A 15,195-nucleotide genomic window follows, 5' to 3' on the forward strand; every position below is an offset into this window, starting at 1 on the left:
GACGCCAATGAATTCCGAGGGAGCGAAGAGACTCCTCCGCGGCGTGGTGCCCGAGGGCCTGTACCGGTGGCTGTCCCAGCACCCACGGCGGATCTCCAGGGGATGGGTGCGTTGGGGCAGCCTGGGCCGCACGACGCCCATCAGCGCGCACTGGGGGCACGATCGCGGACAGCCCGTTGATCGCTACTACATCGAGCGTTTCCTCGCGAAGCACGCGGCGGACATCCAGGGCCGCGTCCTGGAGGTCGGCGACGCCCGGTATACACGGCAGTTCGGCGCCAGCCGCGTCACCCGGTCCGACATCCTCCACGCGCTCCCTGGGAACCCGGCCGCCACCTTCGTGGGCGACATCGCCCAGGTCCCCGGCATCCCGGATGACGCGTTCACCTGCATCGTCTTCACCCAGGTGCTGCAATACGTCTTCGACGTCCGGGCCGCCGTGCGTCAGATGCACCGCATCCTCGAACCGGGCGGCGTCGCGCTCGTGACGGTCCCCGGCATCATCAAGGTCGACCGGGGCGCCATGGAGCGCTGGCCGGACTGCTGGCGGTTCACCTCCCAGTCCGTCCACCGGCTCTTCGAGGAGTCCTTCGGCACCGGCAACGTGCGGGTGGAGTCCTTCGGGAACGTTCGCGCCGCCGTCGCGGCCCTGCATGGCCTGGCCCGGGAGGACCTGCGGGCCGCGGACCTGGATCTTCATGATCCGCACTACGAGGTCGCCATCGGCGTGCGCGCCGTGAAGTCACGCTGAAGCGGCATGCATGCTGCACCAGGGGGCGCGATGACGCACGCGCGGTCGCCCCTGAGGATGATGGTGGATCTGCTCTCGACGTGCGCCCGGCATGTCACGCAGATCGCGGCGGGGCTGGTGACGGTCGCGCTCGTGGTTCGCATGCTGGGCCCGGAGAGCCTCGGAGCCTGGACCGTCCTGGGCACCACGGGCTTCCTGCTCGGGTTGTCGGACCTGGGCCTCGGCGTCGTCGTGCAGCGCACGGCGGCCCGGCCGGATGACGACGCCACCCGTCAGATCCTCCGCCTCACGGTCCTGGTGGTGACCGTCGTCTGTCCTTGCCTGGGCGCGGGTGCCTACGCGTTCCTCCTCCATCTCCCATCCGCGACCGAGGCGCTCCGCGCGGACGTCGCCCGCGCCGCGCTTCCGATGCTCGCCGCCGGGTGGGTGGGCTCGCTCTCTTCTCCCTTCCGCTCGTTCCTGCTGATGCGCGGGGCCTTCACCGCGCTCGCCTGGGCTCGAGCCCTCGCGGCCGCCTTCCAGGTCGGGCTGACCGTGGCGCTCCTGAGCACCTCGCGCTCGTTGTTCGGTCCGGCGATGGCGGTGCTGGTGGGGGCCGCCACGGAGCTCCTGATCCTCGCGGTGGCCTCCAGGCGCGTGGACCCGCGGGTGGATTTCCGGCCGGGCTGGCCCGCGGACAAGGCCCGGGTGCGCGACGCCTTCCGGGAGGGAGCGGGGGCCCTGGCCATGAACATCGGGGTCGCCGCCGCCGTGCGCGCGGACGTCTTCATCCTGACCACCGCTGCCTCGCTGAGCATGGTGGGCGCGTACCAGGTGGCCTCCCGGGCCGTGGAGCAGATCCTCTCCACCGGGAAGCTGCTGAGCGGATGGCTGCTCCACCGGCTGGGGAACCCCGAGCACCGCGCGGATGCGCTGCGGCTGGGGACCGCCGCGATGGGCGCGCTGGTGTCGAGCGGCGTCATCGCGCTGGCCTTCGACGGCACCGCGCTGTTGGAGGCCTGGGTGGGGGGACTCGCGCATGAGCGGGTCACCGCGCTCGCGGTGGGCCTGCTGGGGATGGCGGCCATCATCGCGGCCTCCGAGGAGGCCGCGTCCGTGACCCTGACCGTGAGCGGCGCGACGCCGTGGGACGTGGCCAACCCCGTGATGCTCGGCCACGCGCTGAACGTCGCCGTGTCCGTCCTCGGAGTGGGGTACGCCGGTGTCTGGGCGGTGGCCGGGGGCACGGTCTTCGGGAACGCGCTCATCGCGGTGATGGTGTGGCGCAAGCTCGGCGCACTGCTCCAGTGGCGCTTCCAGGACGTGCTCCGGGCGCTGGCGCCAACGGGAGCCGCGGTGTTCGTGGCCCTCGCCGTGGGCTGGGGCCTCGCGCCGCTCGCCGCGCGGGGCCCGGTGGCGAGCGCGCTCACCTGTTCGCTGGTCACGCTGCTGGGAACCGGCACGGCGCTCCTGCTCTGGTGGCGGGGGAAGGCCTCCCCCGCGCTCAGCGCCGCCGCTGCATGAGGATGCGGAGCATGAAGAGCAGGTTGCCGAAGAGGTAGCGGCGGGCCATCCGCCGGGGCTCCTGCAGGAGGCGGTAGAGCCACTCCAGGCCCATCTCTCGCCAGGCGATGGGCGCGCGCGGCATCCGGCCCGAGTAGAAGTCGAACAGCCCGCCCACGGTGAGGACGACGGCGTGCGCGGCCCCGGAGAGGTACTCACGCGCCCACAGCTCCTGCAGCGGGCTGCCCATTCCCACCAGCACCAGGCAGCGCCCCAGCCGGGAGATGGAGTCCGCCAGGGCGCGGGACTCGGCTTCGGGGAGGAAGCCGTGCGAGACGATGGGCAGCGCGAGGCCGGGATGGGCCTCCCGCAGCTTCTCCGCGCAGGCGTCCGCCACGCCGGGCGCGGACCCCACCAGCACCAGGGGCCACCCGCGTGCCCGCGACTCCCTGCACAGCACCGGGAGCAGGTCCGTGCCGTTGAGGTTGTGGCGCATGGCCACCCCGAGCACCGCCGCGCCCAACCGGATGCCGATGCCGTCCGGCAGGACGAGGTCCGCCTCGGCCAGCACCTCGGAGAGCGCCTTGTCGCGGGCCGCCAGGTTCAGCGCGTGCGGGTGCACGAAGGGCACCAGCTTCGCCCGGCCACCTTCCGCGGGCGTGAAGATCCGCTCCACCGCTTCCTCGATGGTGAGGTTGTCCACGTGCGCGGAGACGATCCACGGGCGCATCCTGGGCTCGGCGCCTCCTGGCGGCGCCAGGGCGCGGGCCACCGACGCGCGCAGCATCACGCCGAAGTCCCTCGCGGGCGTGCGGACCGCGAGGTAGCGCGCCTCATCCGCGGGGAGGTCTCCGTAGGGCACGCCCATCAGCCAGCGCGCTTCCACCGGCGAGAGGTAGCCGCGCGGCAGCGCCTCGTTGAAGCGCGCGCCGACCAGCGGGGCCCGCCCGCGCAGGACATCGCGCAGCAGGGCACGGGGCAGGGGCGTCTTCATCGCGCGCCTCCCACGGAGCGGCACAGGGCCAGCAGGTCATCACACGCGCGGTCCCAGCTGCGCTGCCGGGCGTACCCGGGGCCCTCGCGACGCACGCGCGCGGCCAGCGGCTCGTCACCCACCACCCGCGTCAGCGCCGCCGCCATGTCCTGCTCGTCGAGCGGATCGCACAGCACTCCCAATTCGCCCACCACTTCCGGCAGCGCGCCCGCCCGGGCCGCCAGCACGGGCTTGCCCGCGGCGAGGGCCTCCAACGCGGGCAGGCCGAAGCCCTCGCACAGCCCCACCGCGATGACGGCCCGCGCCCCCGCCACCAGCGTCGGGATGGCGTCGTCCTCCACGTAGCCTGGCACCCTCACGCGCTCCTGGAGGCCCAGGCGCTGGATCTCCTCCCGGATGAGCCCCCCGGCGCCCCAGTCCGCGCCGGCCAGCACCAGGGAGTGACTGTGACGCACCGTGGACGCGGCGAAGGCCCGCAGGAGCCGCAGGTGGTTCTTCCCCGGGTGCTCCAGCCGTGACAGGTACAGCAGGTACGGCGCGGTCAGGCCCAGACGCTCGCGCGCCGCGCTGGAGCGGCCGTCATCCCCGGGCGCGAAGCGGTCCGCGTCCACGCCGTTGGGAATGACGTGGATCCGCTCGGGCGCACAGGAGAGGAAGCTCGCCATGTCCTTGCGCGTGGCATGACTGACGGCGGTGAGCGCCGCGAAGGACCTCAACGCCTTGGGCAGCAGCCACCGCACGTACGCGGTGCGAAGCCGGTCGTACTTGTCCGGCACGGTGAACTGGGCAAGGTCGTGCACCACTCCCACGGTGGGCAGGCACGGGCGCAGCGCCACGCGGCGGTTGGCGGCGGGAAGCAGCAGCACGTCCGCGCCGGCCGCGCGCGCGTGTGCACCGGAGCGGGCGAGGTACCACGACGCACCCACCGCCGGCCGGTCGACCACATCCAGGATGGCGGCGCGGTCCGCTTCTCCCAGTTCACTCGCATAGGCCGCGAAGTCCCTGGCCGTGCCGAGCGCCACCAGGCGGCCTCCCGTCTTCGCCAGCCCGCGCGCCAGGCGCGGCACCACGGCGCGCACGTACGTGCCGATGCCCGAGCGTCCCCAGTCCGTCCCCCCCAACGCGACGGCCAGCCTCATGACACCGCCTCCCCGGGCCGGGACGTCCGCACCACCCGTGCGGGCGCTCCCACCGCCACGGACGCCGCCGGAAGGCTCCCGCGCACCACGCTGGCCGCGCCCACCAGGCATCCATCGCCCACCGAAGAGCCGGCGAGCACCGTCGCCCCATTGGCCAGCACCGCCCCCCGGCCGATGCGCGTGCCCGCTCCCCGCTGGACGGTGACGCCATGGAGGATGGTGCACCCGGGGCCAATCTCCACCCCGTCACCGATGACGATGTTGAAGGGGTGCGGCAGCCTCAGCCCGGGGCCGATGTCATCCGTCCAGACATCGATGTGGAAGCCCAGGCGCAGCACCGTGGACAGCCCCAGCGACGAGCCCAGGCCCCTGCGCAGCGAGGCGCTCAGCCGCAGCAGTCCCATGGCCCACAAGGACGGGTCCGCCAACGCCGACGCCGTGGGGAAGCGCGCGCCGCGGGCCCGCACGGCGTCCACGACGCGAGCCCCGTCCGAGCGCAGGAAGCGCAGCGGCTCCAGGAAGGCGCGCGCTGATTCTGTAAGCAAGAGCATGGGCTGCCGTCGCTTGCAATGCGGAAACCACTGCTCACGGACGCCTGGTATCGCCATGCACGGACTTGAGAGCGCTTTGCTGTCTCAGATTGAGATGTCTCGGATTGAGATGTCTCAGACTGAGAAAGTCGAGGTATTTCAGGTCCGAAGAATGTCAGGAATTGACGTGCGCCACGGGGACGTTGACGGAAATGGAGGGGCGGGCGACCCGGCGTGCAGGAATGGCGTGTGCAAACAGTCGTGTTGGATGTGCCGCTTGCGCATCGCCACGCATCAGGAGAGCCGCTACCGTGAACGCCGTGGATTTCAACCGGAAGTCCCCTGTGGTGATAATTGATAGGGATGACCTCGCCAGGCGCAGCCTGAGAGCATGGGTAGAGGACGCGGGCTACACGGCGCGTGAGTTCTCCATGGGCTGCGAGGCGCTGGAGGCGGACAGCGCGGACTGGATGGCGGTCTGCCTGGAGCTGGATCTCGACGACATGGCGGGCATGGACGTGCTCCGGCACCTGCGCGCGAGAGACGCCACACTCCCCGTCATTGTCCTCACGCGCAAACTGCTGCTCGACACCGCGGTGGAGGCCACCCGGCTGGGGGCCTTCGCCTTCCTCGACAAGTCCGTGGCCGCGGCCCGGCTCGAGTTGACGCTGCAGAACGCAGCGAAGGCCCGCCGCATGCGAGGGCTGGCGCCGCGGCGCACCAAGGAGGGCGGCGAGGGGCCCTTCATCAGCGGTCTCGTGGGGCGCAGCGCCCCCATCCGGGCGCTGGCGCGACAGCTCGATCGCATCCTCCAGTCCGAGGTGCCGGTGTGCATCCTGGGCGAGACGGGAACGGGGAAGGAGCTGGTGGCGCACGCCATCCACGAGCAGGGCCTGCGGGCCCGGGGGCCCTTCGTGGCCGTCAACTGCGCGGCCTTCTCCGAGTCACTCCTGGAGTCGGAGCTCTTCGGGCACGAGCGAGGCGCCTTCACGGGCGCGCTGTCCACGCACCGCGGCTGTTTCGAGCAGGCGCAGGGCGGGACCTTGTTCCTGGACGAAGTGGGGGAGATGAGCCCCGCCGTCCAGGTGCGCCTGCTGCGCATCCTGCAGGAGCGGGTCCTGCGCCGGGTGGGCAGCACCACGGAGGTGCGCGTGGACGTGCGCATCATCGCCGCCACCCACCGGGACCTGATGGCGGATGTGAAGGCAGGGCGCTTCCGCGAGGACCTGTACTACCGGCTCACCGTGTACCCGGTGCAGGTTCCTCCCCTGCGAGAGCGGGCCACGGACATCCTGTTGCTCGTCGACCACTTCCTGGAGAAGTTCGGCGGCTCGGCGCTCCGCTTGACGGACGAGGTGCGCGAGGCGCTCCTGGGCCACCGCTGGCCCGGCAACGTGCGCGAGCTGCAGAACGTCGTCCAGCGCGCGGTCCTGTCCTGTGACGGCACGCACATCGAGCTCGCGGACCTGCCACCGGAGCTGCGCGTCCTGGTGCTGCCGCCCATCCCCGCCGCGCCCACGTCCATGAGCGCCGTCTCCGCCGGCCCGGCCCTCAAGCCTGACGCGGTGGTGCCGCTGCGCGAACTGGAGCGCCGGGAGATCATCAAGGCCCTGACGGTGACGAACGGCAGCGTCACCCAGGCGGCCAAGCTGCTGGGTCTGGGCCGGGCCACGCTCTACCGCAGGCTCGCCGAGCTGCGCATCCCGTCCGAGCCCAGGCCCGAGGATCGGCTCCCCCAGGTCTCCAGCCGGCCGCACTCCTGAAGCGGCTGCCGTCATGGAATGAGCCCCAGCAGGCGCAGCATCCTCTGGGCGAGCAGCCACCGCTGCGCCAGCAACAAGGGGTCTCCCAGCGGGAGCAGGGGGCCGGTGCCATCCAGCGGAGCCAGCCCGTCCGGGGCGGCGATGGCGCCGCGAACCTCCAGGCCCTCGCCCACCACGGTCTCCGCCTCCACCACCGCGTTCACGATGGTCGCGCCGCGCTCGATGATGGAGCGCGGTCCGATGAGGGCGCCCGGCCCGATGCGCGCTCCGCTGGACACCAGCGCGCCGGGACCGATGAGCACCGGCGCGGACACCTCCGCGCCGGGCTGGAGCCGGGCGCCGCGCGCCACCCAGACGCCCGGCTCCCGCTCGGCCGCGTGGATGAGGAGGGAGGAGGTCCCCTCCGGTTGCGGCAGCCGCCCCAGCAACGCCTTGCACGCGAGCCGCAGCGCCGCGCCGGGTGTCTCGATGCGGGTGCCCCACCCGGGCAGGTCCTCCAGTTCGACAGGGCCGGTGATCGCGGTGAACAGGTGCACCTCGGCCGGCGTGAAGGGCTCCACGGCGGGCGGGGGCGCCAGGCGGCCCACGCGCACGCCCCGGTCCGGCGCCCGGCGGTAGAAGGCCGCCAGGTCCGCGTTGCCCAGGACGGCGTCCGGCAGCACGAGGAAGGGCGCCTCGGCGGGAAAGCCCGCCGAGTCCGCGATGACGCCCGGCTGGAGCAACGAGGGCGTGGGGACGAATACCACGTTCCGGGCCAGCGCCTCCTGCTGGCAGACGACGTGCCGCAGCGCCTCGTCCCGGGCGTCGGAGCCGATGTCGATGGCCACCTTCTCGAAGCCCGCTTCGCGCAGCCACTGCAACTGGCGGGTGACGAGCGGGTGCCCGGCCACGGACAGCAATCCCGCGCCGGGAGTGGCGGCGCTCCGCTGGATGACGGCGAACACGGCGGTGTCACTCCCGTTGCTAGTAGGCCCCTCGGCCGGTGAGTACCGCGGGAATCGTCCTGGCCAGGATGCGCAGCTCCTGCCGGGGCGTGACGCGGTCGATGTACTCGAGGTCCAGCGACACCTGCCGCTCGAAGGAGAGGTCGCTGCGGCCCTCCACCTGCCACAGGCACGTTAGGCCGGGCCGCACCTCCATCCGGCGCAGCTCGTGGGCGCGGTACTTCGCCACCTCACTCCCCAGCGCCGGGCGCGGGCCCACCAGCGTCATGTCTCCTCGCAGCACGTTCCACAGCTGGGGCAACTCGTCGATGCTGTACTTGCGCAGCACACGGCCCACCCGGGTGGTGCGCGGATCCAGGCGCAGCTTGAAGCGCACGCCGTCCACCGCGCCCGGCACCTGGGTGGCCAGCCGCGCCTTCTCCGCGTCCGCGCCCACGCGCATGGTGCGCAGCTTCAGCATCTGGAAGGGGCGCCCGTGCTGACCCACCCGCTCCTGGTGGAAGAGGACGGGGCCCCGGCTGTCGAGCTTGATGATGAGGGCCATCACCAGCAGCAGCGGAGAGACGAGCAGCAGCCCAACGCCCACCGCGAGGAGGTCGATGATCCGCCGCAGGACGGGGCCCAGCTCGACGGACAGCAGCGCCAGCGCACTGCTCGCGCGCCGCGCCCAGGCCCGCATGCGCGCCGCGCGGCCGCGCAGGGCGGGAGGCAGGGCATCCCAGTTCCGACGGAGGGCGGGCGGCTCGGTGATGAATGAGAGAGAGGTAGTCTTCATGTCCTTGCGGCTCCCGACGCGGCGCCCTGCGACGCTCCGGCCCCGGACCAGAAGCCCGACACCTCGCCCACGCGATCCGGAGCGGTAGCAAGGTCGGTGCCGAGCCCCACCACCACCAGCCCGATGCGTTGCTCGCTCCCGAGCAACCGCCGCGGCGCCACCACCTCGAGGAGCGAGTGCGCGCCCGACGCCACGAGCACGAGCACCCGGTCGCACTGGCGGGCCGCGCGGCGCAGCGCCATGGCGCGCTCCGCCTCCTCCCACAGCACCACCGGCGCATCCTGCTCCGGGACGTCATCCCGGGCCGGGACGCTCGCCGCCCCGAGCCGGGACGACAGCTCCCGCGCCAGCCCGGCCTGTGCCGCCGTCAGGGGCAACAACAGCGTGGTGCCCTTCGCCTCGGCCAGCGCGGCACGGAGGTCCGCGGCGAGCTCCTCCAGGCCCTCGGGGGTGGCGGGCCACGTGGTGGCGGCCACCACCGGGCCGTGGGCCCAGAAGGAGAGCTCGGCCGGCGTCCACAGCTTGAGGCCGCGCAACGCGGAGGCGGCGAGGGCCACCGTGGCCAGCAGCGCGAAGAGGGGCGGCAGGAGGAGGGCCACCAGGCGGCGGTAGGACTTCGAGGGGAGCAGCGGCGGGGTGGCGGGGGTGAGGACGCGCAGCTCCACCTCCGGTTGGCGCACCTCGCTCTCCACCACCTTCTGGCGCGTCCTGAGGTCCGCCAGGCGCGCCGCGGTGAGCTGGACCTGCGCGAGCAGCACGCTGGCCTGGCCCTCGATGGCGGACAGCCGGGCGATGCGGTCGCGCACCGAGGCCTCCACCTCGGCGTAGGAGCGCCACTTCTTCTGGGCCACCTCGCGCTGCGTGTCGACGTCGATCAGGCTGTTCTGGAGGAAGGTCCACGCGGGGTTGGTCCCCACCACGCGGTCGGAGATGGTGCCCTTGTCCGGCGAGGACTCCAGGGCCTGGACGGCGCTGGAGAGTCCCAGCACCTCCGGATGCCCCTCGGAGAGGCTGGCCTTGCGGGCGGTGAGCTCGGCGCGCAGCTCGGCCAGCTTGCGCTGCTCGTAGTGGCTCTCCGTCTCCGAAAGCACCACCTTGCCGGGCTGCTCGCGGACTGCTTGCTTGAGCAGGGCGGCCTTGGCTTCCGAGGACTCCGCTTCGATCCGGAAGCGGTTCATCTCGGTGCGCAGCCGCGCGGCCTCCTCGATGGCGGCCTGCCTGTCGAGCGTGAGGTCCGCGATGCCGGTCTCCCCTCGGAAGCGGTCATACCGAGCCCGGGCCTCCTCCAGCTGGGCCTGGACCTTGTCCACTTCCGAGGTGAGGGCCTGGAGCTGCTGCTCGGCCCGGGTCCGCTCCGAGTCCCGCCGGCTGTCGAGGAACACCTGCGTCATCATCTCCGCGAGCCGCGCGGCCTCCTCGGGGCTGTCCGCGATGGCGGAGAGGGTGAGGATGTTGGAGTCGCGGGCCACGGCGATGTCCAGCCGCCGCGCCAGTGCATCGAGCGTCATGGGCAGGCGCGCGCGCTTGCGCAGCTCCTCGAGGTTGTTGGGGAGCTTGAGGGTGTCCATCAACGTCTGGATCTCCCGTTCGGGAGACGTCACCGAGGAGACGCGCGCGGGTTCCCACAACAGGACGGTGCGCGCGGTGAACTCGCGGGGCACCACCGTCTTGGCCAGCGCGACGCTCAAGAGGGCGCCCGCCAGGAAGACTCCCGCGATGACGCGCCAGCGGCGTTGCAGCACCCGGGCGATGCGCAGGGGATCGATGGGATGGCCGGAGCGCCCGGTCTCCTGCCGCATGGGCGGCGCTGGAGCGCCAGGCTCCGCGCCTTCTTCTGGTGAGAACATCTCGGGCGTCTCCGTCAGCCTGCGGCCCTCAGGACCTCTGCGGCGTCCTCGTGGATTTCGAAGATCGCCTCGAGCCTCAGCGCCCGGAGGATGATCAGCGCGGAGGGTGCGGGGCTCAGCAGCACGAGGCGGACGTGCCCGGGCGCCCGCCGCGCCAACCGCACCAGGGTGTCCGCGGCGCGCGCGTCCAGCCGCGGGACGCGGCGCAGATCGATGAGCAAGGTGGTGACTCCCGTGGCGAAGGCCCGCTGGGCGTCCCCGAGGAGAAGAGGAGCACCGACGCCGGAGAGCTCGCTCTCCGTGGGCGTGAGGGTTCGAACCGCGGCGCTGGAGTGCTCCATGAGGACGGGCCCGGTGCACGGTGAATGCCAGCACTGCATCTGGCGTGCTTCTGGCAAGTGCGTTCCCGCATGACGCGCCTTCGCTTCCTCGCGATGGACGTGAGCGCGGCGTCCCTCCCGCAATGAGACAACACCATGTCCCGGAATGAGATGCGTCCATACGGAGACGGCGCCGAGGCGCGGGCGGGTGACCCCGTCCCGGCGCATCCCTCCGGTCAGCGCCGCGTCCTCGTCGTCTTCGTCGATGCGCTGGGCCCGTCCCAGTTGGAAGCCTTCGGAGGGCTGGGCGGCCTGCCCCACCGGGGGAGGCTCCGCGGCATCCTCGGCTATTCGTGCGGAGCGCTGCCGACGATCCTCACCGGGACGCCGCCGGAGCGGCATGGGCGGATGTGCCTCTTCTCCCACGCGGAGAATGACGGAGACGGGGTGCTGGCGCCCATGAAGTGGCTGGGGCTCCTGCCGCGGCTGGTGCACGAGCGGAGCAGGCTGCGGCGCGCGGCGGCGAAGGTGCTGCGCAGGACGGCGGGACTGACGGGATACGTGGACCTGTACCGGGTGCCGCCGGAGCTGTTCCGCTGGCTCGACCTGCCGGAGCGGGAGGACCTGTTCAACGCGGAGCGCATCGGCGGGGAGGAGACGTTCCTGTCGGAGGCGAGGCGCGCGGGCATGCGGGTGTTCGCGGCGCCGTGGCAGCTTCCGGAGGAGGAGCGCTGGGCTCATACCTGCGCGGTGCTGCGGGCACGCAAGCCGGACCTGGCGTTCGCGTACGCCACGGAGCTGGACGGAGCGCTGCACCGCACGGGCAACGACAGCCGGGAGGCGAGGGCGGCGGCGGGCCGCATCTCCGATCGGATCCAGCGGGCGGTGGAGGCCATGCGCGGCGGGGGCGGCGAGGTGACGACGGTGGTCGTGGGAGACCACGGGATGGCGGACATCCGCGACGTGGTGGATCCGCGCCGGCTGCTCCGGGAGTTGCGGGGAACGCGGCTGTTCGTGGACAGCACGATGATGCGCTTCTGGGGAGAGGACCGGGTGCTGGCGCGAGCGCGTGAGCGGGTGGCGGCGCATGGGCTGCGGGGGCGGTGGCTGGACGAAGGGGCGCTGAGGGAGCGGCGGGCGCCGGTGCGTGGCGCGCCGTATGGGAGGGCGCTCTTCGTCCTGGAGGAGGGCGCGCTGTTCGCACCCAGCTTCGTGGGAGGCGCGATGCGAGGCATGCACGGCTACGACGTGAACAGCCCCTCGGCGTACGCCGCCATCGCCTCGGACACGGCATTGCCCGGGGGCCACGGCGCGCTGGTGGATGTGGCCGGGTGGGTGCGCTCGATGCTCGGGCTGGTCGGGAGGACCCCATGGGCAGGGGCTTGAGGGTCGCGTGGATCAACCAGGGCGCCACGCCCTTCGGCGGCGCCGAGCGCTACGTGCGGGAGACCGCGCGGGAGCTGGGCGAGCGGGGCGTGGAGTCGCTGCTCTTCTACGACGTGAACGTCACGCCGGATCCGCATCCGGTGATGCAGGAGCCGTTCGCGGGCGTGTTCCCCATCGTGGACCTGGCGCGGCAGCTGCGGGAGCTGGCGCCGGACGTCGTCTACGTGCACCAGTTGGCGAGCTTGACGGCGCAGCGCGCGCTGCTGGAACAGCCCGCGCCGGTGGTGCGCTTCTTCCACGACCACCGGCTGTTCTGCCTGCGCGAGCACAAGTACACGGTGCTCGGGAAGGAGACGTGCACCAGGACGGTGGGCGCGGCCTGCTACCCGTGCCTCGGCTTCCTGGGGCGCTCCGAGGCCTGGCCCGGGGTGAAGCTGGCCTCGCTGCGGGGGCTGAGGGCGGAGCAGGCGCTGGCCCAACGCCATCACGCGTTCGTGGTGGGCTCGCGGTACATGGCCGAGCACGTGGTGGCGCATGGCTTCGAGCGCGAGCGGATGCACGTCCTTCCGCTGTACGCACAGAGCTCGCCCTCGCTATCGCCGCCCGTGGAGCGTGAGCCAGACCTGTTCCTCTTCGCCGGGCAACTGACGGCGGGCAAGGGCCTGGACGTGCTGCTTCAGGCCCTGGCGCGCACCACGCGGCCCTGCCGGCTGGCGGTCGTGGGGAAGGGGCGGCAGGAAGCGGAGCTGCGCGCGATGGTGGACGGGCTGGGGCTCTCGGGGCGGGTGAGCTTCCTGGGCCCGATGGCGCCCGAGGCCCTGTCCGCGCTGTATCGGCGCGCGGCGTGCGTGGTCTTCCCGAGCCGCGCCCCGGAGACGTTCGGCCTGGTGGGCGTCGAGGCGATGGCGCATGGCACGCCCGTCATCGCCAGCCTCGTGGGCGGCGTGGGCGAGTGGCTGACGGAGGAAACGGGACTGGGCGTGAGGCCCAATGATCCACGGGAACTCGCGGCGGCGATGGACTGGATGATGGCCGCTCCTGACCGGCGCGGAAGGCTCGGAGAGAACGCGCTGAGGGCCTACCAGGAGCGCTTCACCCCCGAGCGGCACGTGACACGGCTGCTGGCGCTGCTGGAGTCCGTGGCGCGCACGGGACGGAGGGCGGCATGATGAACGGACGCTTCACGTTGAGGGGCTCGGCCGAGGTGGAGGCGCGCATCGCCCGGGTGGTGGGCGAGGCCGGGAACGTCGTCGATTGGCACGTCCCGAGGAGCGCGCTGCGGACGCTGGCCCTCATGGGGGGCTACGGGCGCGGCGAGGGCGGCGTGGACCGGCGGGATGGAGCCGAGCGGCCCCACAACAACCTCGACTTCCTCCTGGTGCTGGAGCGGGCGCCACGCGCGGAGCTGAAGGCGGAGCTGGATGCCGCGCTGGAGCCGCTGCGCGAGCGGCATGGCCTGGGTCTGGACCTGGGTGTCATCACGGTGCGGGCCTTGCGGAGGTCCCCGTGCCTGGTGATGTGGTACGACATGCGGTTCGGCCACAAGACGGTGGCGGGCGATGCGTCGTTCCTGCCAGGGCTGAAGCACTTCACGCGCGACGCCATCCTCCCGGACGACGTGCGGAACCTGGCGGTGAACCGGGGGACGCTGCTCATCATCAACGAGGCGCTGCGGGACCAGGGCGCGCTGGACGGGGAGGCGCGGCGCACCATCCTCCGGCACACCGCGAAGGCCATCATCGGCTACGGCGACGCGCTGCTGTACTTCCTGGGGGCGTACGACTGGAGCTACGTGGAGAAGCGGCGGCGGATGGCGGGGCGGCACGACGTGCCGGTCGGCTTCCGCCAGCTGTACGACGCGGCGAGCGCCTTCCGCCTGGAGCCGGATGACACGCGCTTCGCCGGACGCGAGCTGGGGCCCTGGATGGACGAGGTGCGGACGCGGCTCGCGGACGTGCACCTCGTGTGCGAGGCCGCGCGGCTGTCGGTGCCAGGGCTGACGTGGGACGGGTACGTCGAGCGGACGCTGCGGCACTCCGTGGGAGAGGGCGGCTTGCGGCCAGGGGTGTGGCTGCGGCGGGCCCGGAACGCGGTGCGGTTCCGGCCAGAGGCCTCGCCGGAGCTGGGGCTCCGGGCCCGGCTGGGATTGAGGCTCGGTGGGCCGCGCGGAGTGCTGGCGGCGGCGTTTCCGTTCGTGGCGTTCGGCGTGGGAGGGGCCGAAGGCGCCGGGTTCGCCCGGACGGTCCTGGGAGCAGCGAGCGCCTCGCCAGCGGACCTGCGGCGCGCCTACCTGCGGTTCTGGAGCGAGTCCGGAGACCCCAACTTCGCGCACGTGGCGCGGAAGCTCGGCCTCGTCTTGGGAGCGGGCTCATGAAGCGCAAGGTCAGCGTCATCATGCGCTCGAAGGACTCGGCCTGGGTCATCGGACAGGCGCTCTCGGGCCTGTGCTCGCAGGCGCGCCGGGACTTCGAGCTCCTCGTGGTGGACTCGGGCTCCCGGGACGCGACGCTGGACATCGTCTCCCGCTTCCCGGCACGGCTCATCCGCATCGAGGCGAAGGCGTACTTTCCAGGCGCGGTGCTCAACAGGGCCATCCGTGAGGCCACGGGAGACCTCGTCGTCTTCCAGAACTCCGACGTGGTGCCGTTGACGCCCGAGGCGCTGGACCGGCTGCTGGCGCCCATCGAGCGCGGCGAGGCGGACGCGACGTTCGCCCGGCAACTGCCGCGGCCGGAGGCGCACACGTGGGTGCGGCGGGATTACGCGGTGGCGTTTCCGGAGAGGGGAGAGGCGCCGCCCTGGATGACGTACTCCCTGCCGTTCGCGGCGATGACGCGCGAGGCATGGCTGAAGCACCCGTTCTACGAGGACGCGTGGGGCTCCGAGGACACGGAGTGGGGGCACTGGGCGCGCAATCACGGGCTGCGGGTGCGCTACGTGCCGGACGCGTTGGTGATGCACTCGCACAACTACACGCTCAAGCAGTTGTACGGGCGCCGCTTCATCGAGGGCGAGGCGGACGCCTTCATCCTGGGGGACCGCGCGTCGTTCATGGGGCTGGCCCGCAGGGTTGGTGTGTCATGGGCTCGGGATGCCGCCGTGCACCTCCAGGCGCGTGACGCCGAGGGCCTGGTGCTCTCCCTCCCGCGGCGGCTCGTGTACCACTGGGCCTGGTGGAAGGGACACCAGTGGGGGGAGAAGCGCCTGCGGAGTGGGAACACGGACCCGAGCATCGGTCAGCAGGTGGTGCTGCGGAGGCAGTGA

The 15,195-nt window shown here is 72.4% G+C and carries 14 protein-coding genes; 7 read left to right on the forward strand and 7 right to left on the reverse strand.

From position 1 onward, the window contains the following. The first annotated feature begins 7 nt into the window (after nt 1–7). Together ACX114_RS18380 and ACX114_RS18385 are read left to right on the forward strand one after the other, a co-directional pair. Nucleotides 8–751 carry a methyltransferase domain-containing protein gene (locus ACX114_RS18380; protein WP_459299485.1) on the forward strand — a complete coding sequence of 248 codons (744 nt, stop codon included), beginning with the start codon at nt 8–10 and terminating at the stop codon, nt 749–751. A 30-nt stretch (nt 752–781) separates the two neighbouring features. Continuing rightward, nucleotides 782–2,254 (forward strand): polysaccharide biosynthesis protein, encoded by a 1,473-nt coding sequence (locus ACX114_RS18385; protein ID WP_459299487.1) that lies wholly within the window; start codon nt 782–784, stop codon nt 2,252–2,254. Here ACX114_RS18385 and ACX114_RS18390 read toward each other — a convergent pair. The 3 genes from ACX114_RS18390 to ACX114_RS18400 are packed head-to-tail and all read right to left on the reverse strand — an operon-like array spanning nt 2,235 to nt 4,917. Further along, complete coding sequence (locus ACX114_RS18390; RefSeq protein WP_459299489.1) at nt 2,235–3,227, reverse strand: WecB/TagA/CpsF family glycosyltransferase; 993 nt, start codon at nt 3,225–3,227, stop codon at nt 2,235–2,237. The two genes, ACX114_RS18385 and ACX114_RS18390, sit on opposite strands and share 20 nt — an antisense overlap. Next, nucleotides 3,224–4,366: a glycosyltransferase family 4 protein gene (locus tag ACX114_RS18395; RefSeq protein WP_459299491.1), complete on the reverse strand. Its 1,143-nt coding sequence runs from the start codon at nt 4,364–4,366 to the stop codon at nt 3,224–3,226. Before ACX114_RS18395 ends, ACX114_RS18390 begins: the two co-directional genes overlap by 4 nt. Beyond that, nucleotides 4,363–4,917 (reverse strand): acyltransferase, encoded by a 555-nt coding sequence (locus ACX114_RS18400; RefSeq protein ID WP_459299493.1) that lies wholly within the window; start codon nt 4,915–4,917, stop codon nt 4,363–4,365. The genes ACX114_RS18395 and ACX114_RS18400 overlap by 4 nt, the downstream gene beginning before the upstream one ends. A 326-nt stretch (nt 4,918–5,243) precedes the next feature. Between ACX114_RS18400 and ACX114_RS18405 the strand changes: the two genes are divergently transcribed. Then, the gene (locus tag ACX114_RS18405; RefSeq protein WP_459299495.1) at nt 5,244–6,659 is read left to right on the forward strand and encodes a sigma-54-dependent transcriptional regulator; all 1,416 of its coding nucleotides are present in this window, start codon (nt 5,244–5,246) and stop codon (nt 6,657–6,659) included. Between the two features lie 11 nt (nt 6,660–6,670). Here ACX114_RS18405 and ACX114_RS18410 read toward each other — a convergent pair whose 3' ends face one another. From ACX114_RS18410 to ACX114_RS18425, 4 genes are read right to left on the reverse strand one after another with little or no spacing between them, the layout of a single operon-like run. Further along, nucleotides 6,671–7,603, reverse strand: coding sequence for a hypothetical protein (locus ACX114_RS18410; protein WP_459299497.1), 933 nt, complete (start codon nt 7,601–7,603; stop codon nt 6,671–6,673). A 19-nt stretch (nt 7,604–7,622) separates the two neighbouring features. Next, nucleotides 7,623–8,378 (reverse strand): sugar transferase, encoded by a 756-nt coding sequence (locus tag ACX114_RS18415; protein WP_459299499.1) that lies wholly within the window; start codon nt 8,376–8,378, stop codon nt 7,623–7,625. Continuing rightward, entirely contained in the window at nt 8,375–10,225 is a 1,851-nt protein-coding gene (locus tag ACX114_RS18420; protein WP_459299501.1) for a GumC family protein, read from the reverse strand. Before ACX114_RS18420 ends, ACX114_RS18415 begins: the two co-directional genes overlap by 4 nt. Before the next feature lie 14 nt (nt 10,226–10,239). Further along, nucleotides 10,240–10,446, reverse strand: a complete 207-nt coding sequence (locus ACX114_RS18425) for an STAS domain-containing protein (protein WP_459299503.1) — start codon at nt 10,444–10,446, stop codon at nt 10,240–10,242. Nucleotides 10,447–10,701: 255 nt separating this feature from the next. Here ACX114_RS18425 and ACX114_RS18430 point away from each other — a divergent pair, with 255 nt between their 5' ends. The 4 genes from ACX114_RS18430 to ACX114_RS18445 are packed head-to-tail and all read left to right on the forward strand — an operon-like array spanning nt 10,702 to nt 15,195. Next, nucleotides 10,702–11,931 carry an alkaline phosphatase family protein gene (locus tag ACX114_RS18430; RefSeq protein ID WP_459299505.1) on the forward strand — a complete coding sequence of 410 codons (1,230 nt, stop codon included), beginning with the start codon at nt 10,702–10,704 and terminating at the stop codon, nt 11,929–11,931. After that, nucleotides 11,916–13,100, forward strand: coding sequence for a glycosyltransferase family 4 protein (locus tag ACX114_RS18435; RefSeq protein WP_459299507.1), 1,185 nt, complete (start codon nt 11,916–11,918; stop codon nt 13,098–13,100). The genes ACX114_RS18430 and ACX114_RS18435 overlap by 16 nt, the downstream gene beginning before the upstream one ends. Then, complete coding sequence (locus ACX114_RS18440; protein WP_459299509.1) at nt 13,097–14,305, forward strand: hypothetical protein; 1,209 nt, start codon at nt 13,097–13,099, stop codon at nt 14,303–14,305. Before ACX114_RS18435 ends, ACX114_RS18440 begins: the two co-directional genes overlap by 4 nt. Further along, a complete protein-coding gene (locus ACX114_RS18445; RefSeq protein ID WP_459299511.1) occupies nt 14,302–15,195 on the forward strand; it encodes a glycosyltransferase family 2 protein in 894 nt (297 codons plus the stop codon). Before ACX114_RS18440 ends, ACX114_RS18445 begins: the two co-directional genes overlap by 4 nt.

The organism is Corallococcus sp. M7 (assembly GCF_054512695.1).

What these genes read in the sequence shown, in the direction of transcription:
- ACX114_RS18445 (WP_459299511.1), top strand. Translation starts at nt 14,302, where the DNA reads ATGAAGCGCAAGGTCAGCGTCATCATGCGCTCGAAGGACTCGGCCTGG.
- ACX114_RS18435 (WP_459299507.1), top strand. Translation starts at nt 11,916, where the DNA reads ATGGGCAGGGGCTTGAGGGTCGCGTGGATCAACCAGGGCGCCACGCCC.
- ACX114_RS18380 (WP_459299485.1), top strand. Translation starts at nt 8, where the DNA reads ATGAATTCCGAGGGAGCGAAGAGACTCCTCCGCGGCGTGGTGCCCGAG.
- ACX114_RS18420 (WP_459299501.1), bottom strand. Translation starts at nt 10,225, where the DNA reads ATGTTCTCACCAGAAGAAGGCGCGGAGCCTGGCGCTCCAGCGCCGCCC.
- ACX114_RS18415 (WP_459299499.1), bottom strand. Translation starts at nt 8,378, where the DNA reads ATGAAGACTACCTCTCTCTCATTCATCACCGAGCCGCCCGCCCTCCGT.
- ACX114_RS18395 (WP_459299491.1), bottom strand. Translation starts at nt 4,366, where the DNA reads ATGAGGCTGGCCGTCGCGTTGGGGGGGACGGACTGGGGACGCTCGGGC.
- ACX114_RS18390 (WP_459299489.1), bottom strand. Translation starts at nt 3,227, where the DNA reads ATGAAGACGCCCCTGCCCCGTGCCCTGCTGCGCGATGTCCTGCGCGGG.
- ACX114_RS18385 (WP_459299487.1), top strand. Translation starts at nt 782, where the DNA reads ATGACGCACGCGCGGTCGCCCCTGAGGATGATGGTGGATCTGCTCTCG.
- ACX114_RS18430 (WP_459299505.1), top strand. Translation starts at nt 10,702, where the DNA reads ATGTCCCGGAATGAGATGCGTCCATACGGAGACGGCGCCGAGGCGCGG.
- ACX114_RS18440 (WP_459299509.1), top strand. Translation starts at nt 13,097, where the DNA reads ATGATGAACGGACGCTTCACGTTGAGGGGCTCGGCCGAGGTGGAGGCG.
- ACX114_RS18400 (WP_459299493.1), bottom strand. Translation starts at nt 4,917, where the DNA reads ATGCTCTTGCTTACAGAATCAGCGCGCGCCTTCCTGGAGCCGCTGCGC.